Origin of the sequence: Aeromonas sp. 84A, from assembly GCF_051919345.1 — a bacterium.
In the GTDB taxonomy this organism is placed as follows: Bacteria; Pseudomonadota; Gammaproteobacteria; order Enterobacterales; family Aeromonadaceae; genus Aeromonas; species Aeromonas veronii.
Window position 1 is genome coordinate 3,486,245 of the sequence record NZ_JBQBEW010000001.1, and the last position, 21,407, is coordinate 3,507,651.

At 60.6% G+C, this 21,407-nt stretch carries 18 protein-coding genes and 1 pseudogene; 10 read left to right on the forward strand and 9 right to left on the reverse strand.

All coding sequences use genetic code 11. From position 1 onward, the window contains the following. Positions 1-12: 12 nt before the first annotated feature. Positions 13-765 carry a substrate-binding periplasmic protein gene (locus ACTG20_RS15745; protein WP_194495949.1) on the reverse strand — a complete coding sequence of 251 codons (753 nt, stop codon included), beginning with the start codon at positions 763-765 and terminating at the stop codon, positions 13-15. Positions 766-842: 77 nt separating this feature from the next. Here ACTG20_RS15745 and ACTG20_RS15750 point away from each other — a divergent pair. Both ACTG20_RS15750 and ACTG20_RS15755 read left to right on the forward strand, forming a co-directional pair. Continuing rightward, positions 843-2,692, forward strand: a pseudogene (locus ACTG20_RS15750) (MOSC N-terminal beta barrel domain-containing protein). A 222-nt stretch (positions 2,693-2,914) separates the two neighbouring features. After that, positions 2,915-4,627, forward strand: a complete 1,713-nt coding sequence (locus tag ACTG20_RS15755) for a methyl-accepting chemotaxis protein (RefSeq protein ID WP_194495947.1) — start codon at positions 2,915-2,917, stop codon at positions 4,625-4,627. Positions 4,628-4,702: 75 nt separating this feature from the next. Here the strand turns inward: ACTG20_RS15755 and htpX are convergent, their stop codons facing one another. From htpX to bioB, 5 genes are all read right to left on the reverse strand, one after another. Beyond that, positions 4,703-5,575 carry a protease HtpX gene (gene htpX / locus ACTG20_RS15760; RefSeq protein WP_005337890.1) on the reverse strand — a complete coding sequence of 291 codons (873 nt, stop codon included), beginning with the start codon at positions 5,573-5,575 and terminating at the stop codon, positions 4,703-4,705. Positions 5,576-5,688: 113 nt separating this feature from the next. After that, a complete protein-coding gene (bioD, locus tag ACTG20_RS15765) occupies positions 5,689-6,366 on the reverse strand; it encodes a dethiobiotin synthase (protein ID WP_108542270.1) in 678 nt (225 codons plus the stop codon). Positions 6,367-6,425: 59 nt separating this feature from the next. After that, positions 6,426-7,241: a malonyl-ACP O-methyltransferase BioC gene (gene bioC, locus ACTG20_RS15770; protein ID WP_194495946.1), complete on the reverse strand. Its 816-nt coding sequence runs from the start codon at positions 7,239-7,241 to the stop codon at positions 6,426-6,428. Further along, positions 7,234-8,430 (reverse strand): 8-amino-7-oxononanoate synthase, encoded by a 1,197-nt coding sequence (gene bioF, locus ACTG20_RS15775; protein ID WP_194495945.1) that lies wholly within the window; start codon positions 8,428-8,430, stop codon positions 7,234-7,236. Before bioF ends, bioC begins: the two co-directional genes overlap by 8 nt. After that, complete coding sequence (gene bioB, locus ACTG20_RS15780; RefSeq protein WP_194495944.1) at positions 8,427-9,515, reverse strand: biotin synthase BioB; 1,089 nt, start codon at positions 9,513-9,515, stop codon at positions 8,427-8,429. Before bioB ends, bioF begins: the two co-directional genes overlap by 4 nt. A gap of 193 nt (positions 9,516-9,708) precedes the next feature. On the opposite strand from bioB, the gene bioA reads away from it, so the two are divergent. Together bioA and ACTG20_RS15790 are read left to right on the forward strand one after the other, a co-directional pair. Further along, a complete protein-coding gene (gene bioA / locus ACTG20_RS15785) occupies positions 9,709-10,983 on the forward strand; it encodes an adenosylmethionine--8-amino-7-oxononanoate transaminase (RefSeq protein ID WP_194495943.1) in 1,275 nt (424 codons plus the stop codon). A 176-nt stretch (positions 10,984-11,159) separates the two neighbouring features. Then, on the forward strand, positions 11,160-11,972 hold the full coding sequence (locus ACTG20_RS15790) for a HAMP domain-containing protein (protein ID WP_005350472.1): 813 nt from the start codon (positions 11,160-11,162) through the stop codon (positions 11,970-11,972). Between the two features lie 9 nt (positions 11,973-11,981). On the opposite strand, the gene ACTG20_RS15795 is transcribed toward ACTG20_RS15790, so the two are convergent. Next, positions 11,982-12,326: a hypothetical protein gene (locus ACTG20_RS15795; RefSeq protein ID WP_005359354.1), complete on the reverse strand. Its 345-nt coding sequence runs from the start codon at positions 12,324-12,326 to the stop codon at positions 11,982-11,984. A 200-nt stretch (positions 12,327-12,526) separates the two neighbouring features. On the opposite strand from ACTG20_RS15795, the gene asnS reads away from it, so the two are divergent. The 4 genes from asnS to ACTG20_RS15815 all read left to right on the forward strand — a co-directional run bounded on the left by asnS (position 12,527) and on the right by ACTG20_RS15815 (position 17,340). Further along, positions 12,527-13,927, forward strand: a complete 1,401-nt coding sequence (gene asnS, locus ACTG20_RS15800; protein ID WP_043818544.1) for an asparagine--tRNA ligase — start codon at positions 12,527-12,529, stop codon at positions 13,925-13,927. Between the two features lie 110 nt (positions 13,928-14,037). Then, entirely contained in the window at positions 14,038-14,793 is a 756-nt protein-coding gene (locus tag ACTG20_RS15805; RefSeq protein ID WP_421300290.1) for a substrate-binding periplasmic protein, read from the forward strand. A 374-nt stretch (positions 14,794-15,167) separates the two neighbouring features. After that, positions 15,168-16,511 carry an anaerobic C4-dicarboxylate transporter gene (locus ACTG20_RS15810; protein ID WP_005337916.1) on the forward strand — a complete coding sequence of 448 codons (1,344 nt, stop codon included), beginning with the start codon at positions 15,168-15,170 and terminating at the stop codon, positions 16,509-16,511. A 172-nt stretch (positions 16,512-16,683) separates the two neighbouring features. Then, positions 16,684-17,340, forward strand: a complete 657-nt coding sequence (locus tag ACTG20_RS15815; protein ID WP_439987791.1) for a hypothetical protein — start codon at positions 16,684-16,686, stop codon at positions 17,338-17,340. A 141-nt stretch (positions 17,341-17,481) separates the two neighbouring features. Here the strand turns inward: ACTG20_RS15815 and ACTG20_RS15820 are convergent, their stop codons facing one another. Beyond that, positions 17,482-18,621, reverse strand: a complete 1,140-nt coding sequence (locus tag ACTG20_RS15820; RefSeq protein ID WP_439987792.1) for a M20 family metallopeptidase — start codon at positions 18,619-18,621, stop codon at positions 17,482-17,484. Positions 18,622-18,755: 134 nt separating this feature from the next. Next, a complete protein-coding gene (dcuC, locus tag ACTG20_RS15825; protein WP_064338340.1) occupies positions 18,756-20,132 on the reverse strand; it encodes a C4-dicarboxylate transporter DcuC in 1,377 nt (458 codons plus the stop codon). Between the two features lie 285 nt (positions 20,133-20,417). On the opposite strand from dcuC, the gene ACTG20_RS15830 reads away from it, so the two are divergent. Both ACTG20_RS15830 and ACTG20_RS15835 read left to right on the forward strand, forming a co-directional pair. Then, positions 20,418-20,732 carry a hypothetical protein gene (locus tag ACTG20_RS15830; RefSeq protein ID WP_005337929.1) on the forward strand — a complete coding sequence of 105 codons (315 nt, stop codon included), beginning with the start codon at positions 20,418-20,420 and terminating at the stop codon, positions 20,730-20,732. A gap of 318 nt (positions 20,733-21,050) precedes the next feature. Further along, a complete protein-coding gene (locus ACTG20_RS15835) occupies positions 21,051-21,401 on the forward strand; it encodes an ArsC family reductase (RefSeq protein ID WP_439987793.1) in 351 nt (116 codons plus the stop codon). The last annotated feature ends 6 nt before the right edge of the window (positions 21,402-21,407 follow it).

The window sequence follows — 21,407 nt, forward strand, 5'->3', positions numbered from 1 at the left end:
AAATGTTGCACTTTATGGTTCATAGAGACCAGAACGTGACTCAAGTAACATCTTCTCCAGCTGACCGCTGGCTTTCAGTTTGGCGAGCCCCCGATTGAAGGTTTTGATCAGCTCGTCAGCGTTGGCACGCTTGCGGCTGATCAACAGGTGACCTTCGACCTTCATCACGGGTTTTGAATGGGTTGCAAAGAGATCGACCGTGCTGGCTGGGTAGAACTGACGCAGGGAGTAGTAGCCGACATCTATGTTCTCCAGGGTCAGGTCGGCGCGGCCGGAGAGCAGCAGATCGAAACTCTGGCGCAGCCGGGTGACGAACTGCACCTGCAGCGGCACCTGCGCGATGGCTGCAAAAAAATCTGCATTGTAGGTATAGCCACTGACCGCAGCCAGCTTGCGATCCGCCAGATCCTGATAGCTGCGCCATTCCAGCGGATCGGACTTGAGATAGAACCAGACATAGGTTTCGCTCAGGATGGGATCGCTGTAGAGATGGGTTTTGCGCCGCTCGCTCGACTCATACCAGTGGACAGTGCCATCCACCACCCCCTCCTCCGACAAGCGAAAGGCCCGCTTCCAGGGCAGAAACTGAAACTTGACGCTCACCCCTTCACTCTTGAATGCCTCGCTCACCACATGAGGGATTAGCCCCTGATATTTCAGCGTCTCGGAGCAGTAAGGGGGATACTCTCCCGTGGTCAGGGTCAGCTCCTGCGCCCAGAGCCCGTGGCAAAAAAGGCCCCCCGCCAACAACCAGCTTATTTTCATCCCGATGCCCTCTTGTTCTGTTTTCCCAACTATAGACCGCCCCCTTGAAAGGATTGCCGGATCGCCGGGGAACCGTTATGTTCCCCTTTTTCCAGGCGATCGCGCCGCGTCACAAGGATATGAAGATGCCCAGGCTAGACAGCATTCACCTCTACCCCATCAAATCGACTGCAGGCATGCCGCTGGCTCGCGCCCGGGTGACCGAAGAGGGACTCGCCGGGGATCGCCGCTACATGGTGGTCAAACCGGACGGCACCTTTATCACCGCCCGTACCCATCCCCAGCTGCAACAGGTCGTGGCCACCCCCATCGAAGGAGGCTTGCAACTGCGCTATCCGGGCTTTGAACCGCTCACCCTGCAAGAGGTCGACTTCAGCCGCGCCCCGCAAGCTACCGGAGTCTGGAGCGACCGTTTCACCGCCCTGCACACCGACCCCAAAGCCGATGGGTGGCTAAGCCGGGTGGCAGGGGAGACGGTGCAACTGCTCTGGCTGGGTGAAACCTCTGATCGCTTTCGCGAGAAGACCGGCACCCGGGTCAGCTTTGCCGACGGTTATCCGCTGCTGCTGATAAGCCAAGCCTCCCTTGAGGATCTCAATCTGCGCTCCGATGCGCTGCACCAGATGAGCCAGTTCCGCACCAATCTGGTGGCAAGCAATACCCAGCCCTTCGAGGAGGACAGCTGGGTGCGTATCCGCATCGGCGAAGTGGAATTTAAAGTGGTCAAGCCCTGCAGCCGCTGCATCATGACCACGGTGGAAGCGGGCACCGATCGCTTCAACGCCCTGAAAGAGCCGCTGGCCACCCTTACCCGCTACCGCCGTGGCGAGGATGGCGAGGTCTACTTCGGCCAGAACCTGATCGCCCTGAACGAGGGGTGGATGAGGCTGGCAGCGAGATCGAGGTGCTGGAGCGCACCCGTCCGGTGGTCTATCCCGCCGCCGCGCCGAAGAAGCGGGAGCTGGTCTGCGTGGCCCGTGAACCGCTGGCGCGGGATCTGGAGACCTTCTGGTTCGAAGCCACCGATGGCGAGCCCCTGCCCGACTACCTGCCGGGCCAGCATCTGCCCATCAGCCTCGATATCAAAAATGAGCGGGTTCAGCGCCGCTATACCCTGAGCTCTACGCCAGATCATCCGGAGCGTTACAGCATCAGCGTCAAGAAGGTGGAGGGTGGCCGCATCTCCCACTGGCTGCACCAGCAGTTGCAGGTGGGTGATCGGCTGCTGGCCGCCAACCCTGCTGGTGAGTTTCACTTAGGGTCCGAGCGCAACCTCCTGTTGCTCTCCGCAGGCTCCGGCGTCACCCCCATGCTGGCGATAGCCCGCACCCTGGCGCTACGCGAGGAGCTGGAAGAGGTTCACTTTATGCACCTGTGCCGTAGCGAAGCGGACATTCCCGCCGCCAGCGAACTGCACGCCATGGCGCAGCAGGGGATGACCCTCACCATTATCCTAAGCCAGCCGGACAATCACTGGCAGGGGCTGCAAGGGCGACTCAATGATGAGAATCTGCAACTGATCAAAGGGCTGGCCGAAAAAGAGGTCTTTATCTGTGGCCCCCACGGCTTTATGGCCGATGCTGCCGCCAAAGTTGCAGCACTCGGCGTTCCGGCCGCACGGATCAAACAGGAGAGTTTTGGCGGTGCCATTCTCTCGGTGGCCCGCCCCCATCAGGCGGTGCAACTGCGTATCGGCGCCCAAGCCTTTACCGGCAACAATCAGGGCACTGTGCTGGATCAGGCCAACAAGCAAGGCGTAGAGCTGCCGTGGAGCTGCCGCGCCGGCATCTGCGGCAGTTGCAAACAGACGCTGATCTCGGGCGAGGTGGATCACCCCGACGCCCCCGCCATCACCGCCGCCGAGCGGGCGGAGGGCAAGATCCTTGCCTGCTGCGCCGTGCCACTCACCGACCTTGAAATCCTATGATCGGGTGATCGGGCCGCATTAACTCACGCCACCCCAGATGACCGGGGAATTGACCCCGGTCATCTTTATCCACACTTGTTAACCTGATCCGCCCTTAATTTGTCCCCACGGCCTTCATCAGTGAGTTTCCCTTCCTATACTCTCAGAGCAAAAAGCCTTGCCAGCCATTGACTTGGCGATGCTCCATACGACACTCAGCCATAGGGAAAGGACGCCCATACCATGGAACAGAACAAGCCCGCCTTTCAGCTCAACCTGCTGCTATCCGTCATCACCCTGATCCTGCTGTCACTGGTGTTTTTCGCCTACAGCTGGGCGGGTAAACAACTGGAAGAGAGTTATCGACAACAATATGTCTCCTACCTGCTGGCCGATGAGCTGCGCCAATCCTCCGATGATCTGACCCGACTCGGGCGCACCTATGTCATCACCAAGGATCCAGCCTACGAGCAGCAGTACATGCGGATCCTGGCCATTCGCAACGGCGAACAGCCGAGGCCGGATGGCTACAACCGTATCTACTGGGACTTTGTCGCCGCCAACGGCCAGAATCCCCGCCCCGACAGCAATGTTCGCCGTGGCCTGATCGACCTGATGAAGGATGCCGGTTTCACCGAAGGTGAACTCGCCAAACTGAACGAGGCCAAAAACAACTCGGATGCGCTGGTCAACACCGAGGTCGCCGCCTTCAAGCTGGTGCAGCAGAGCGATGGCGATCCGGTTGCCAACCAGCAAAAAGCCATCGCCATGATGCATGACAAGGCCTATCACCAGAACAAGGGGCGCATCATGTCCCCCATCGATGACTTCTACGTGATGATGGAGCAGCGCAACCATGAGGCAGTCGAGAGCGCCATCGCCAATACCGATATGCTGCGCTATCTCTTTATCGCCCTCGGTCTGGTGTTGATGTTCTTCCTCTGGCGCACCTATCGCTCCCTGCTCGATCTGGTGGGCACCTCGGTCGAGCAGCTCAAGACGGATCTCCATATGATGGCGGAAGGGGACTTCTCACGCCCCATCAAGGTGCCGCCAGGATCGAAAGAGAGCCTGATCGGCCTGCTCGGCGGTATGCAGACCACCCTCAAGGGGATCATCGCCAAGGTCTCTCACTCCACCGAGGAGCTGTCACACTCTGCTGACAGCATTGCCCAAATCGCCGAGCAGACTGCCCAGTTTGCCACCGATCAGCAAACCAGCACCCAAACCATGGCCGCCGCCATTGAGGAGCTGGTAGTGAGCATCAGCCACCTCTCCGACAACGCCACCCATGCCGATGAGCTGAGCAAGGTCTCCGCCAATACCCTGGAGGAGGGGTCGGGGGTCATTAAAGAGACGCTTGGCAGCATCGAGAATATCTCCACCACTGTGGGGGATGCGGCCAGCACCATCTCCGAGCTCAACGGCCATACCCAGCAGATTTCGGAGATCATCGGGGTGATCCGCGGCATCGCCGATCAGACCAACCTGCTGGCTCTCAACGCGGCCATCGAGGCAGCGCGGGCCGGTGAACAGGGTCGCGGCTTTGCGGTGGTGGCCGACGAGGTGCGCAATCTGGCCAGTCGCTCGGCGGCCTCAACCCAGCAGATCACCGGGATGATTAGCAAAATCCAGAGCGGGGCGGATGCCTCCATCCGCAGCATGGAGAACACGGTCAACAACGTCTCTCGCGGGGTCACGCTGGCCAACCAGACCGGCGAGGCGATCGCCAGCATCCAGAGCCACGCCTCCAACCTCACCGGCCTGATGGGGGAGATCAGCCACACCCTGCGCGAGCAGTCCACCGCCGCCAACGAGGTAGTCTCTACCGTCGGCAACATCACCTCCCTCTCCGAGCAATCGGGGGATGCCGCCCGTCACGTGTCCCAAGAGGCGGCCAAGCTCAAGCAGCTGTCACGGGTACTGCGCCAGGAGATGGGACACTTCAAGCTTTAAAGAACGCTGAAAAGCAAAACGGCTGCCCGAAGGCAGCCGTTTTTTATTCGGGGTATCCCCGTCATTCAGTATCTATCAACCACGCAGGGCGGCGATGCGCTGCTCGATAGGCGGGTGGCTCATGAACAGCTCGCTCATGGAGCGCTTGCCGTTGATGCCAAAAGCCATCATGGAGCCTTCCAGCTGCGGCTCGGCACCGCGAGAGAGGCGCTCAAGGGCGGCAATCATCTTGTCGCGACCTGCCAGCTTGGCGGCACCGGCATCGGCACGGAACTCGCGCTGACGGCTGAACCACATGACGATGATGGAGGCCAGAATACCGAACAGCATCTCCAGCACGAACACGGTGATCATGTAGGCAAAACCGCCGGTGCTGCTGCTCTCTTCCTCGTTGTTGGAGCTGAAGAAGTTGCTGATCACGCCAGCCACGATCCGGGCGAAGAACATCACGAAGGTGTTCACCACCCCCTGGATCAGGGTCAGGGTCACCATGTCGCCGTTGGCCACGTGGCTCACCTCGTGGGCCAGTACCGCTTCCGCCTCGTCACGGCTCATGCTGTAGAGCAGGCCGGAGGAGACCGCCACCAGCGAATCATCGCGGCGGGCGCCGGTGGCAAAGGCGTTCATCTCGGGAGAGTCGTAGATCCCCACTTCCGGCATCTTGATACCCGCTTCGCGGGCCTGACGGGCCACAGTACTCACCAGCCAGTGCTCGGTCTCGTTACGGGGTTGCTCGATGACCTGGACGCCATAGCTGCGCTTGGCCATCCACTTGGACATCAGCAAGGAGATAAAGGAACCCCCAAAACCGAACACGGCACAGAACACCAACAGCCCGGAAATGCTGGACTTGTTGATCCCCAGAACCGAGAACAGGATATTGAGTACCACCCCCAGCACCAGCATGACGGCCAGGTTGGTCACCAGGAATAGCATAATTCGCTTCATATAGACTCCTTGTGAAGATAAGGGACATGACCGGGGATCACTCGGGATCCCCACCTGATCATGTTAATGTCGACATTCTAGGGAGATTCGATGAATGTTCGCTGAATATGCCGTCAAAGTAGCGGCGAGATATCGAGACGCCCCTGCAAATCGGCTTCAAGCGGATTGTTTATAAACGGAATTTCGCCGAGGAAGGGGGCTGGCAGCAAGCCCCTCAGGGTGTCCAGATTTTCCTGATAATGGCTCATGGAACCATGGAGCCGATTAATTACCCACCCCGCTACCGGCAACTGATCATTGCGAATGGCGGCAAAGGTGAGCAGCGCATGGTTGAGGCAACCCAACTTGGCCCCCACCACCATGATCACCGCCATGTTCTCCTGCTTGACCCAGTCCGACAGCAGATGCTTGCGATCGAGCGGCAGATACCAGCCCCCCGCCCCTTCCACTACCGCCAGCTCGGCCCCGACCTGTTCAATCTTGCGTAGCCCCTCGCTCAACCCCTGCATGGTGATAGGCTGGCGCGCCTCGCTGGCGGCGATGTGGGGCGCAATCGGCGGCTCATAGGCGAACGGATTGACCACCTCATAGGGCAGCGGCAGACTCGCCGCCTCCTGCAACAGAACGGCATCCAGGTTGCGCAGCCCGTCCGGAGTGCGAGCACATCCGGCCGAGACCGGCTTGTAACCCGCGCACTTGATTCCCTGTGCGCTGAATTCGCGCAGCAGGGTGCGCGCCACCAGCGTCTTGCCCACATCGGTATCGGTGCCGGTGATAAAGAATGATTTCATACGGTTCTCTCCTTGGCAGGGCCCGTTGACTACCCTGCACACAATGCGATTCCCGGCGCTCAGCGAGGCTTGCTGAGGCGGCCGAGGCACACCCGATAACTGGCGACCAGCCTGCCATCGGGCTGGCGAAACACCTCATACGCCTGCGCCAGCTGCTGCAATCTGGCGCGACCGCTCAGACCGGCCGGGGCGGCACTCCCCTGATTGTCATTGACCTGATTGGCCCCAATCCCCTTGAGATCGCGCAACAACTGCGGCAATTCAAGATAGGCTAGATCCCAGGTGATACAACGCAGCTCGGGAGCAGATACCCCGGCGCTCGCCAGCGCCTGCTCCAATTGTGGCAGGCTGAGGAAGCGATTGACATGGGCGCGACCATCAAGCTGCTGCCAGGCGGCTCGCAACTGCCAGAGCGACTCATCGAGCAGGGTCGAGAAAAAGATCTGGCCGCCCGGTTTGACCACCCGCAGCAGCTCGCCAAAAGCCTGGGCCGGACGCTCGCACCACTGCAACGCCAGACTGGAGAAAACCCAGTCGAATGTGTTATCGGCGAAAGGAAGCTGCTCCGCATCACCGCAGAGCAGGCGGGCGCCGCTGCCACGCAAGGCGGCCTGCGCCAGCATGCCGGGGGCAAGATCCAGCCCCACCAGCTGGTGACAACGGTTCGCCAGTTGGGGCAAGAAAAAACCGGTGCCGCAGCCCAGATCCAGCCCGCTCACCGTCAGATCAGTGCCAACCGGCCTGCTCGGCATCCATTCCAGCAACGCCTGACCCACCTCCTGTTGAAAGCGGGCATGGGCATCGTAGTGACGAGCGGCGGCGCCAAAACGGCGAGCAAGCTGCGCCTTGTCGACCGTTTGAAAACGCTCAACCATGGCAAACCTCCCTAACCGTTGTCGCTGCAAGGCAGACCCCCAAGGCATCGAGCAGGCGATCCAGATCCTGCTCGCGGTGAGCCGCGCTCAGGGTAATGCGCAGCCGGGCCGTACCGACCGGCACCGTGGGCGGGCGAATGGCGCTCACCCAGACGCCGCGTTCCCGCAGCCGTTCTGCCAGTTGCAGGGCAACACTGCTCTCCCCCACCAGCAACGGCTGGATCGGGGTATCGCTCGCGCCAAGCTGCCAACCCTGTTCCTTTGCCCCTTGCCGGAAGCGAGCGATGAGCTTACCAAGATGGGCGCGGGACTCATCAGCCGCGCGCACCAGTTCGATGCTCTTGCTGACCGCGCAAGCCTGCGCGGCGGGCATATGGGTGCTGTAGACATAGTGGCGAGCGAAGTTGACCAGATACTCCACCAGCTCGCGGCTGCCGCCGATAAAGGCGCCAGCGACGCCAAGCGCCTTGCCAAAAGTGCCCATCTGGATGTGTACGCTGGCAGGAGGAACCCCTTGCGCCGCCAGAGTGCCGCGCCCCTCGGCTCCCAGCACACCAAGACCGTGGGCATCGTCGATCATCAACCAGTTGCCGCTCCGGGCGGCCAGGGTTGTGAGCTCAGCCCAGGGGCCTTGATCCCCGTCCATACTGAACACCCCTTCCGAGACAATCAGTCCGCGATTTGGCTCAAGCTGCCGTTCAAGAGCCGCCATATCGTTGTGGGCAAAACGCTTCATCTTGCAAGGGAGCTGGCTGCCCATCTCCTGCAAAGAGGCGTGGTTGAGTTTGTCCTGCCACAGCAGATGCTCCTTGCCGAGCAGCGCTTTGAGCACCGCCTGATTGGCCGAAAAACCGCAGTTGAACAGCAGCACCGCCTCCACCCCGAGCCACTCGGCCAAGGTCTTCTCAAGCTGTTGGTGGGCACGGCTGTAACCAGTCACCAGCGGCGAGGCGCCGGAGCCCGCGCCATAGCGTTCAATCCCCGCGTTGAAGGCGGTCTTGATGGCGGGATGATCTGCCAGCCCCAGATAGTCGTTGGCGGAAAAATTGAGGTATTCGCGCCCTGCAACCCTGAGCCGCCCGCCACTCGCCCCGTCGGTCGCGATGCGGTTGCGCAGCAGACCCGCCTGCTCGCGCTCGGCCAGCGCCGTGCCCAACCCAAAGGGGCCCGTTACTGCAGGGCCAGTCATGACCGCGCAGCCCCGGCACGGGGGCGGGTGGCGTCATAAAACATCTCGGTGGGCTCGCTCTGGCGGCTCACCTCGGCCAGCAGCTCCTCTTCTTGAACCTGATCCGGCTTCTGGGCCCGCTGGGCGGGACGAATACCGAGTCGCTTGAACAGCTGCATATCGCTGTTCTCGTCCGGGTTGGGGGTGGTCAGCAACTTGCAGCCGTAGAAGATGGAGTTGGCCCCCGCCATAAAGCACATCGCCTGCATCTGCTCGTTCATCTTCTCCCGCCCGGCAGAGAGGCGCACATGGGAGGCAGGCATCATGATCCGTGCCACGGCGATGGTGCGGATAAATTCGAACGGATCGAGGTTCTCCTCGTTCTCCAGCGGCGTTCCCTTCACCTTGACCAGCATGTTGATGGGCACACTCTCCGGGTGGCGCGGCAGATTGGCGAGCGCCATCAAGAGGCCCGCCCGATCTTTCGCCTGCTCGCCCATGCCGACGATACCACCGGAGCAGACCTTCATGCCGGCGCTGCGCACATGCTCCAGGGTATCGAGCCGATCCTGATAGGTGCGGGTGGAGATGATCTCGCCGTAAAACTCCGGCGATGTATCGAGGTTGTGGTTGTAGTAATCAAGCCCCGCGGCCCCGAGACGCGCCGCCTGATCGGCGGTGAGCATCCCTAGCGTCATGCAGGTCTCCATACCGAGCCCGCGCACCTCCTCGATCATCCGGATGATGTAGGGCATGTCTTTCTCTTTGGGGTTGCGCCAGGCAGCCCCCATGCAGAACCGGGACGAGCCGTTGGCCTTGGCTTCGCGGGCCCGCTCCAGCACCTTCTCCACCTCCATCAGCCGCTCGGCTTCGAGGCCGGTGTGATAACGGGCACTCTGGGGACAGTATTTGCAATCTTCCGGGCAGGCGCCGGTCTTGATGGAAAGCAAAGTGCTCACCTGCACTTCGTTCGGGTCAAAGTGGGCGCGGTGGACGGTCTGGGCCTGAAACAGCAGATCGTTGAATGGCAGGGCAAACAGGGCCTGAACCTCGGCGAGGGTCCAGTCATGACGAAGGGCGTGACCGCCCACGGTGAGAGCATTCATACATGGCTTCCGGTTGTTATTAGTGGGATCCTGCGCCCGCCATCTTGGGATGGACGGCCACAAAACCCGCCGCCGGGCCTGCGCGCTCAGGGTGATGCGCAGTGCCAAGTGGCTGAAATTGTTGGCTAGTGTAGAGAGCACGCGTAGACTGTCAACACCGACCAGATCAAACCAATTGACAACAGAACAACAAATGACCAACCAAGAATTCGACCTGCACCACATCTGGCACCCCTATACCTCCCTCACTCACCCCCTACCCTGCTATGAAGTGGCCAGCGCCAAAGGGGTGACCATCACCCTCAGCGATGGCCGCAAACTGGTGGATGGCATGAGCTCCTGGTGGGCTTGCGTGCACGGGTATCAGGTGCCGGAGCTGGATGCTGCCGCCACCGCCCAGCTCGGCAAGATGTCCCACGTGATGTTTGGCGGCCTCACCCACGCCCCGGCGGTCGAGCTCTGCCGCAAGCTGGTGGAGATCACTCCGAAGGGGCTTGATCGGGTATTTCTGGCCGATTCCGGCTCGGTGGCAGTGGAAGTGGCGCTCAAGATGGCCCAGCAGTACTGGCACGCCAGGGGGACGCCCAGAGCCAAATTTGTCGCCCTGCGCAGCGGCTATCACGGCGACACCTTTGGCGCCATGAGCGTCTGCGATCCCGATGGCGGCATGCATGAGCTCTACAAGGGGTTTCTGCCGGAACACTATTTTGTCGATGCGCCCAGCTGCCGCTTCCACGCCGAATGGGACGAGCAGTGCGTGGTGGAGCTGGCGACACTCATGGCGGATCATCACGAAGAGATCGCCGCCATCGTGCTTGAGCCCATAGTGCAAGGGGCTGGCGGCATGCGCTTCTACCACCCCCGCTACCTGCAGTGGGTGCGTGCCCTGTGCGACGAGTTCGGCGTGCTGCTGATTGCTGACGAGATTGCCACCGGCTTTGGCCGCACCGGCCAGCTGTTTGCCTGCGACTGGGCGGGGATCAGCCCCGACATCATGTGTCTGGGCAAGGCGCTTACCGGCGGCTACCTCACCCTCTCGGCGACCCTGACCACCGAGCATGTCTCCCATACCATCTGTGACGGCAAGGCGGGGGTCTTTATGCACGGCCCCACCTTTATGGGCAATCCCCTCGCCTGCGCGGTGGCCAACGCCTCCATCGATCTGCTGCTGGCCTCACCTTGGCAAGAGCGGGTGCGCGCCATCGAGCATCAGCTGCGTACCGAGCTGGTAGAGCTGACCCTGCACCCGGCGGTCGCCGATGTGCGGGTGCTCGGTGCCATCGGGGTGGTGGAGATGAAGGAACGGGTGGATGTGGCGCGCATCCAGCGCAAGTTTGTCGAACTGGGCGCCTGGATCCGCCCCTTTGGCAAGTTGGTCTACCTGATGCCCCCGTTCGTCATCCCCCCTGAAGAGTTGAGGGTATTGACCGGCGCCATCCGTCAGGCCATCACCGAGGGCGAGTTTTAATGCATGCAGCGGGCGGCCATCGCAGCCGCCCGTTTGACTACCGGCATTTGATATATAAAGAGGGCAACTTTATCCACTTCAGTGCAGTTTCACTTGCCGTAATGTGAGCAAAACACCAGACCTGAGGCCCCAAGAGGGGTAAACTGCTGCGGTTTTACCATCAAGAAAGACTGCTCATGCGCCTCTCCATTGCTGCCAAAATCAACTTTTTCCTGCTCTTCATCTTCTCCATGGTACTGGTCTTCTCCGCAGCCTATCAGGCGGTGCGCGAGCGCGATCTCATCCTGACCCTCATCAAGGAGCAGAGCCGCGAGCAGACCGAAGCCTATTTCGACGGCCTCAACATGCTGATGCTGACCGGCAAGATGGATGCCCGCGATACCCTGCGCGGCAAATTTCTCGACCACGCCCATGTGGAGGATGCCCGCATCGTACGTGGCGACGCGGTGAGCAAACAGTTCGGGCCAGGACGGGAGACAGAACAGGTAAAAGATGAGTTTGATGAGCTGGCTCTGGCGGGCAAAGGGAGTCTGGAGGTGGTGCACAACGGCATGCACAGCCGTCTGGTGGTCACCCGACCACTACTGGCCAAGAAGGATTTTCGCGGCACCGACTGCACCAGCTGTCATCTGGTGCCGGAGAACACTGTGTTAGGGGCCGTGCGCTTTGACTACTCCCTCGATTCGCTGTTTACCCGGGTCGAGCAGAATATTCTCACCTCGGCGCTCATTCTCACCGGCATCTTCGGGATGGGACTGCTGCTGACCCTCTGGGTCATCCGCACCTGGATCGTGCGCCCTCTCAACCAGTTGACCCGCTCCATGGAAGAGGCCACCGACCTGCACGACTTCGGTCACCGGCTGGAGGGGGATGACGGCGACGAGATTGGCCGGGTGGCGGTGGCCTACAACCAGATGCTCGACAGCGTGGAGCGCCAACTCGGCAAGCGCACCAAGGCCAGCAGGCAGGAGCCGGATCAGCCCCGCTGAGGCGGGCGCTTAACCGACGTAGTAGAAAAGCAGACTGGCGATCAGCACCAATAGCAGAATGGCCAGATTGACATGCCGGGAGTCATCCTGACGGCGGCTGCGCTTGCGCTCCAGCAGCAACACCGCCAGCGTCAGGGCGCAACAGCTCCAGAGCCCGTAGACCAACCAGGGGGTAAGGGCCGGGTCCCAATAATCGCGCACCTCGATCCCGCCATAGACCAGAAAACCGTAGGCAATTTCGGGCCGGGCATAGTGGTAAAGGGAGAGCAGCACGATAAAGCCGCCCCAGCAGAGCATCACCAGCCCCTGCAACACCCGTGTCAGCCAATCTGGCCCATGCCGCCGATCTTTCACCCACCTCTCCTGCGCCCGTGACACTCTTGTTGAGTGAACCATGCCGAAAACCCCACCAGAGTCCGACATTTTTGCTTGTTTATCAAACCCGCGCGGGTAAGATTGACGGCTTAGTCTGCCATGGTGGGCCATCTGTGCCCGGGCCAGACTCCCTAGTGTTGCAAATAGCGCTGCAAGAACAAGCTGGAGACAATATTTCGATGACGCACGCATCCGTAGTAGATGTGCTGGCCGGTAAGTATCCGGTCGGCACCACCCAAACTGTCAAAGGGTGGATCCGGACTCGCCGTGATTCCAAGGCGGGGATCTCATTTTTGGCCATTTCCGATGGCTCCTGTTTCCATCCGGTACAGGCAGTTGTCCCCAATACCCTGGCCAATTACGAGAATGAAGTGCTGCGTCTGACCACTGCCTGCTCCGTGGAAGTGACCGGCGTGGTTGCCGCCTCTCAGGGCAGCGGCCAGGCTTTCGAACTGCAGGCGACCGAGGTGAAGGTAGTCGGCTGGGTCGAAGATCCGGACACCTACCCGATGGCCGCCAAGCGCCACAGCATCGAATACCTGCGTGAACAGGCCCACCTGCGCCCGCGCACCAACATCGTTGGCGCAGTGACCCGCGTTCGTCACTGCCTGGCGCAAGCCATCCACCGCTTCTTCCACGAAGAGGGTTTCCTCTGGGTTGCAACCCCGCTCATCACCGCCTCTGACACCGAAGGTGCCGGCGAGATGTTCCGCGTCTCCACTCTGGACATGGAAAACCTGCCGCGCACCGACGCCGGCAAGGTGGACTACAACGAAGATTTCTTCGGCAAAGAGGCTTTCCTGACCGTATCCGGCCAGCTGAACGCCGAAACCTATGCCTGCGCCCTCTCCAAGGTCTACACCTTCGGCCCGACCTTCCGCGCTGAAAACTCCAACACCAGCCGCCACCTGGCCGAGTTCTGGATGGTTGAGCCGGAAGTGGCTTTCAACGATCTGGAAGATAACGCCGCACTGGCCGAAGCCATGCTGAAGTATGTCTTCAACGCCGTACTGACCGAGCGTCGCGACGATCTGGAGTTCTTCGCCCAGCACGTGGACAAGGATGCCATCGGCCGTCTGGAGCGTTTCGTCTCCTCCGACTTCGCCCAGATCGACTACACCGACGCCATCGAAGTGCTGAAAAATTGCGGCAAGAAGTTCGAGTTCCCGGTCTCCTGGGGTATCGATCTCTCCTCCGAGCACGAGCGCTATCTGGCCGAGGAGCACTTCAAGTCTCCGGTGGTGGTGAAGAACTACCCGAAAGATATCAAAGCCTTCTACATGCGCCTCAACGACGACGGCAAGACCGTTGCCGCGATGGACGTACTGGCACCGGGCATCGGCGAGATCATCGGTGGTTCCCAGCGTGAAGAGCGTCTGGACGTGCTGGATGCCCGTCTGGCCGAGATGGGCCTGAACAAGGAAGATTACTGGTGGTACCGCGACCTGCGTCGCTTCGGTACCGTGCCGCACTCCGGCTTCGGTCTGGGCTTCGAGCGTCTGGTAGTCTACGTGACCGGCATGGGCAACGTCCGCGACGTGATCCCGTTCCCGCGTACTCCGCGTACCGCCGAGTTCTGATCAGCGGCATCTTGCCACTGCATTGCAAAAGCCGACCTGTGGGTCGGCTTTTTTATTGTCACCGTTATGGGTGATACTCAGGATCAACCGGCACAAGGAACTCGTCGCCTATGGGATATCGCCTGCTGCTCTCGCTATTGCTGTCCTGCATGCCTGTTCAACTGTGGGCCGAGCCCGTTCGTCTGACCACCCTGGAGTGGCCCCCCTACACCAGCCAGAGCCTGCCCGATGGCGGCCTCACCGGTCATATCGTCAAACGCGCCTTTGCCGAAGCGGGGCTGGAAGTGACGTTCGACTTCTATCCCTGGCAGCGGGCGGTGCGGCTGGCGGCCGACCCGACCCAGCCTTATAGCGGCTATTTTCCCGAGTACCTCTCCGACACCCTGCCGACCCTGTGGCGCAACTCCCCCAGCGTGGGCGACAGCGTGCTGGGCATGGCGCAGCGCTCAGGCCCCCCCATCCCCTGGCAACAGCTCACGGATCTCGCCCCCTACCGGATCGGCGTGGTGGAGGGATACGTCAACACCCGTGAATTCGATGCCCTGATGGCCAGCAAGCGCCTCAACACTGCCGCCGTCGATTCCGACCTGCTCAACCTGCGCAAATTGCAGCGCGACCGGCTCGATCTGGCGGTTATCGACCGGGATGTCTTTCACTGGCTCATCAACCATGATCGCAAGCTGAGCAGCGCCGGATTGCAATTTCACCCGAAGATCCTCGAACACAAGAGCCTGCACATCATGTTTCGCCCCGATCAGCTGGCGTTGCAGCAACGGGTGGCGAAGGCCATTGCCAGATTGGATATTGCCAAGCTGAGCGAGGATTATCAGCGCCGCTATCTGCAGCAAGCCCCTGCGGCCAAGTGAGCCAACCCGCCGAAGTCAGCCCTTGCTGGCAAAAATAGCCTGAGCGCTGGTTTTTTCACCCTCTTCTGCCGCCATCGAGCCCTTTTTATGCCCCTCCTCTGCAGCCCTGTTGCCGCTCTGTGCTGCCGCCATGACCACCCGATGGCTTGGCCCCGAGTGATACCACTTGGTGACAAAAATAATGTTTTTGTTAGTACGTGGTTTTTAAGTGGTTTAATCAAAAATTCATCGAGTTATTGAAGTAACTCAATTTTTTCACTTTTTCAGGGGAGCAGAATAGCAACTAACCCTTTTGGGCTAAATAAAACAGACAATGACAATTCATGGTTCAGGCTACCCGCGGCAATATGGGTTGAATCACACGAGGTAACGGAATGATCTTGATGGAATTTTTAGTGGTACTCGGCTGCTTGCTGCTGGGTACCCGCTTTGGGGGCATGGGACTCGGTCTCATCAGTGGTATCGGTCTCTTCCTGCTGACCTTCGTCTTCGGCCTGGTGCCAGGCGAACCGCCTGTTCAGGTAATGCTGACCATTCTGGCGGTGATCGGCTGTGCCGCCACCCTGCAGACTGCCGGTGGCCTCAACCTGATGATGCAAGTGGCCGAGCGTCTGCTGCGCCGTCACCCGCAATACATCACTATCCTGGCGCCGCTCACGACCTGGACCCTCACCTTCCTGTGCGGTACTGGCCACGTGGTCTACACCATGTTCCCCATCATCGCTGACATCGCGCTGCAGAAGAACATCCGTCCCGAGCGCCCGATGGCTGTCGCCTCCGTTGCCTCCCAGATGGCCATCTGCGCCTCCCCGGTCTCCGTTGCCGTGGTCTCTATGGTCTCCATTCTGGCAGCCGGTCACGGTATCGGTCAGGCTTACGGCCTGCTCGACATCCTGATGATCGCCATCCCCTCCTCCCTTACCGGTGTCATCGTGGCAGCCCTGTGGAGCCTGCGTCGCGGCAAGGATCTGGACAAGGATGAAGAGTTCCAGGCCAAGATCAAAGACCCGGAGCAGCGCGCCTTCATCTACGGTGGTGGCGAGACCCTGCTTAACACCAAGTTCCCGAAAGAGGCCTACTGGTCTACCTGGATCTTCTTCGCCGCCATCGCTGCCGTGGTATTGCTCGGTGCCAACGAAGGTCTGCGTCCGGTGTTCACCATCAAGGACAAAACTGGCCCGCTCTCCATGAACCTGGTGATCCAGATGATGATGCTGATCGCCGGTGCCATCATCCTGATGCGCTGCAAGGTCAAGCCGGGCGAGATCGCCAACGGTGCCGTCTTCAAGGCAGGCATGGTCGCCATCTTCTCCGTATTCGGGGTTGCCTGGATGAGTGAGACCTTCTTCCAGGCTCACATGCCGCTGCTCAAAGAGACTCTGGCCCATGTGGTACAAGCCCAGCCCTGGACCTACGCCCTGGTGCTCTTCCTCATCTCCAAGCTGGTAAACAGCCAAGCCGCCGCCCTCACCGCCATCGCCCCCATGGGTCTGGCGCTGGGTGTCGAACCCAAGCTGCTGATCGCCTTCCTGCCGGCGAGCTACGGCTACTTCGTGCTGCCGACCTACCCGAGCGATCTGGCCTGTATCGGTTTCGACCGCTCCGGCACCACTCGCATCGGCAAGTTCATCATCAACCACAGCTTCATCATTCCGGGGCTGATCGGGGTGGTGACCTCCTGCTCGCTGGGCTTTATCCTCACCAGCATCCTGCTCTAATCGCAGCGGCGTTTACCACGCTATTGCAATACAGGCCCCCGCTTCGGGGGCCTGCTTTTTCCCGCTCTGTGACCCCAACCATTTCCCCGCCGCCATTTCCGGACACTATGCCTTTACCTCTGCCCCCGCCGCTGGGTAGCATGCCCCCTCGTTCACCATTGGAATCTCATCCATGTCTCGCGTCATCCTGCTCTGGAGCGGTGGCAAAGATGCCATGCTGGCCCTCTGTAATGCCCGCCAAGCGGGCCATCAGGTGGTGGCACTGGCCACCTTTGCGCCGCCAGAACCCCGATTTCTCGCTCACCCCTTGCCGCTGGTGCACCGTCAGGCGGAAGCCCTCGGGCTGCCCCATCTACTGGTCACCATAGAAGCGCCGTTCGATCTCGGTTATGAGCGGGCACTGGCACGGCTCAAGGAGGAGTGGCAACTCGATGGCGTAGTCACCGGCGATATCGACAGCGTGGGCGGCGCACCAAACTGGATCCGCGAACGCTGCCAGCCGCTGGATCTCACCGTCCATACCCCGCTCTGGCAACAATCTCGTCAAGCCTTGCTGGCGGATATGCTGGCCCGCGGCATCGTCGCCCACCTCTCCTGCGTCGATACCCGGGTACTGGCCCCCGAGTGGACTGGGCGCACCCTCGATGCCGCCACCCTCAGCGATCTGCAGCAACTGGCCGAGCGCGAGGGCTTCGATGCCTGCGGCGAGCAGGGGGAATACCACACCATGGTGACCGACGGCCCGGGCTTTGCCGCCCCGCTGCACCTCGATGGCTGGCAGGTGGCGCGGCAGGATCATCTGGCCTATCTGGCCGAGCCACAGGGATAACGGCCTCAGGCCATCTGGCTCGCTCGTTCAGGGACACGCGAAAAATCGAGATAAAAAAACGGAAGGCAACAGCCTCCCGTTTGGGTTTGATCGGGCCAGTTTTGAGCGGGCCATGACGACCCGAACAAGGAATAAACCGGCTTATTTCGCCAGCTTGCCCAGCACCAGCTGCAGCAGGCGGATGCGTGGCTCGATGCTGTCGAGCAACAGGAACTCCGCCTCCGAGTGGAAACCGCCCCCCATGGGGCCGAAACCATCGAGGGACGGCACACCCGCGGCGGCGGTGAAGTTGGCATCCGAGCCGCCACCGGCCTCCAGCCAGTTGAAGGGGATCCCCTCCTCCTTGGCTGCCGCCTCCACCAGCGCCATCAACGCCTCGGTGTCACCGCTCGGGCGCATCGCCGGCTTGAAGGTCTGGCGATCCACCTCGACCCGACAACCCGCGAGGAAGGGGTTGTTGGCCATAAAGGTGAGCCGGTCGTGTACCGCAGCGGCCTCTTCGTTGCTCCAGAAGCGCAGATCGACGATCGCCTCGGCAAAGTCCGGCACCACGTTGACGCCGGTGCCGCCCTGTACCACGCCGACGTTCATGGTGGTGCCCGTGGTCATGTTGACCTGCTCGTTGATGGCCAGCACCCAATGCGCCAGCTCGGTGATAGCAGAGACACCTTCGGTGAGGGCCGAACCGGCATGGGACGCCTTGCCGTGGAAGGTGATGCGATATTTGGCATTGCCCTTGCGGGCGCTGATGAGATCCCCGTTGGGACGAGCCGCCTCGGCCACCAGCACGCAGCCGCTCTGTTTGGCCTTCTCCACCAGCCAATCTTTCGACCAAGGGGAGCCAATCTCTTCGTCGCAGTTGTAGCAGACCAGCACCTTGAGCTTGGCAAGCAATGCCGGATCCATCTCCTTGAGGGCATACCAGATAGAGAGCAGGCCGCTCTTCATGTCCGACACGCTGGGGCCAAAGGCTTGATTGCCTTCGATTTTCAGCGGGCGCTTGGCCGCCGTCCCCTCGGGGAAGACGGTATCCATGTGGCCGCACAGCATCACGTCGTAGTGATCGGCACCCGGCGCATTGGTGATCTCGAGGCAGGGGCCGCACTCGGCAGCGAACTGGTGGCGAGTCACCTGCCAGCCGATGGCCTCATATTTCTCGGTCATGATGTCGGCCACTGTCGCTACCCCGGCCGGGGTGCGAGTACCGCAATCGAGGTTGATGAGCGGGGCCAGATCGGCCAGATAGCTATCAAGGGAAAACGGGCTCTTTACAACTGTCATTATCTTCTCCATGCAACAATCAGCGTTGATGGCCGATCGTCTATTGCAACAAAGCGACACAGTGAGAAAAAGGCGGGCAGCCATGCCACCCACCCGACCGGTAAATTCCAAACACCACTACATAACCCGCATCACTACATGAACAGCAGATAGTTGAGGGTCAGCGCCGTCACCAGCGCCCCCGCCATCGGCACGCTGGTGCGCTTGACCACGGTAAAGGGCGATACCTTGGCAATCCCCGCACAGGCGATCAGCACAGCCGCGATGGGAGAGACGGTACGGCCGATACTGGAAGCGAGCTGCATCGGCAGCAGCATGGTCACCGCAGGTACGCCAAACTTGGCCGCCACCGCCGGTGCCAGGGTCGAGAAGCTGAGGAACGCCGCATTGCCGGATCCCATGATGACCGCCGCCACCATGATCAGCGCCACCATCACCAGCGTCATCAGACCGCTGCCGATACCGGCATTGCTGGCAGAGTGCAGCAGGGTATCGATGGCGCCGATGGCCTTGAGGGATTCGGCAAACAGCTCGGCACAAACGATGAGCGCCACTACGGGGCCAAACACCTTGCCCATGCCATCGAGGAAGCTCGACAGCCCGGCAAAAGCGGTACGCACCGAGCGGCTACGCAGCAGCTCGCACAGCATGCCGATAAAGACCGACAGCAGCATGGCCACCTCCACGCTCATCTTGATGTTGCTCACCAGCAGCTTGGAGAAGGTCATCATCAGCACGAAGGGGATGATCGGCAGCAGGGCATACCAGGTGGGCGCCTGCACGCTCTCGGTGCCCTGCTCGTCCAGCTCGGCGTGATCGCCGCGATGGAGCGCCGGATCCCAGCCATCCTTGCGATCGCAGTGACGCTGCCAGAAGAAGTGCAGCACCATGGTCACCAGCAGCATGGGAGCCACCAGCCAGATCTGGTAGTCAACGAAATAGCTGGTCGGATCCATGCCGGATTGGCCGGCGGAGAAGATGGCGTTGGTCTGGGTCGGGCCAATTTCAAACGCCTGTGAGGTGGCGATGACACCACAGGCGGAGGCCGGGCTGATGCCGAGGTTGCGCATCACCGGATACATGGTGACCATCAACAGCAGGCCAAGGCCGGTGGCGGAGGTGACGAACAGGGAGACGAATACCGCCACCAGATAGCAGATGGAGAGCATCAGATAGCTGGACTGGATGCCCGCCACCGGTTTGACCGCCACCCGCACCAGCGCCTGGGAGGCCCCGATATGGGACATGTAGGTGGCAAAACCCGCCACCGCCATGATGGTTAGGCCGAGGCCCGCCGCGCGGTAGGAGAAGATCCCCTTGAACACTTCGAACAGGTCGAACAGGGCGAAACCGGTGCTCTTGTCAGCGGGGAGAATGGGGTGCAGCCCCAGCCAGTAAGCCACTGCAAAAATGGCCATGCCCGCCAGCGCCAGCACCGCCTGCGGGTTGTAATCCTTGATGATGCCGTAGACCACGGCGACCAGAACGAGCAAGACGAATAAAAGTTCCAATATTCACTCCTGATAAATTTATCGAAGAGCGAAATCTAGTGATCTGACCACTGTTTGCCTTTGATCCCTATCAATAAAGGTGCCGTCACCGTGATTCATTAGCATAATATGTCGTCCATGTAACAATTTTTCGTTATTTCAACTACCGAAAAACCTTTATCACCCCATATCCGGGAATTGTGTGACGCGACTCCCCTCTTTTTTGCGTTGGATCAACATATGACGGCGCCGAACTGGCGAAGATGCGCTTCGACATATAGCGACCATTTCGCGCCGGAGAGAGTTATGACAAGCCAAGCCACCGCAGGTGCTTCGACCTGCGACTACAAGCTGTGGGACATCCTCGTCGAGTCTGCAAAGGAACGCACTACCATTCGTTACTCCAAACTGGCCAAGCAGGCCGGGCTTGAGCAGTGCCAGGATGAACTGCGCACCCTGCTGCAACGCATCCGCATGTACTGCACCGAAAACAACCTGCCGATCCTCTCCGCCATCGTGGTGGACGACGTGGGCAAATACACTGGCCTCTCTTCCAGCCTGCCTGATGCACCCTGGGAACGGGCCCGGGTCTTTGACCATGAGTGGACCACCCTGCACTGATTGAGGTGCTTGATGATGCCGACCAAAACGCGCCCGCTGGCGCGTTTTGGCTATCTGGCGTTTGCCCCCTTCTCTTTTTCTCCTGCAATAGTCGATCTTCTCCCGCAATACCCAACCCCATCGGGCACGCCAGCCCCACTGCTTCTGACCTTGTGCTCAAAATCGCCGTTCAGGTGTGACCAGTTCCGGTAAAACCCGCGAGCCGGACCATCGGCGTTGCCATGGGATTGCCACAATGCCAGAATCGGGCCCTTGCACTCTGTTGATTCGGATTTTCGGGCACGGCCACGGCCAGCGCCCACAAGAGAAGGACTCCCCATGGCCATCACCCTCTATGGCATCAAGAATTGCGACACCATCAAGAAAGCCCGCAAGTGGCTGGATGAGGCCGGTATCGACTACCGCTTTCACGACCACCGCGCCGACGGCCTGAACCCGGACAATCTGGACAGCTGGCTGGCAAAACTCGGCTGGGAAGCCCTGCTCAACAGTCGCGGTACCACCTTCCGCGCCCTGCCGGATGAGGCCAAACAGGGGCTCGACACCGCCAAGGCGCGCGCCCTGCTGCTGGAACATCCGGCCATGATCAAGCGTCCGCTGCTCGACCGTGACGGCGAACTGACTCTGGGTTTCAAGGCTGATCACTACCAATCCCTCTTTTCCCGTTAAGGACAA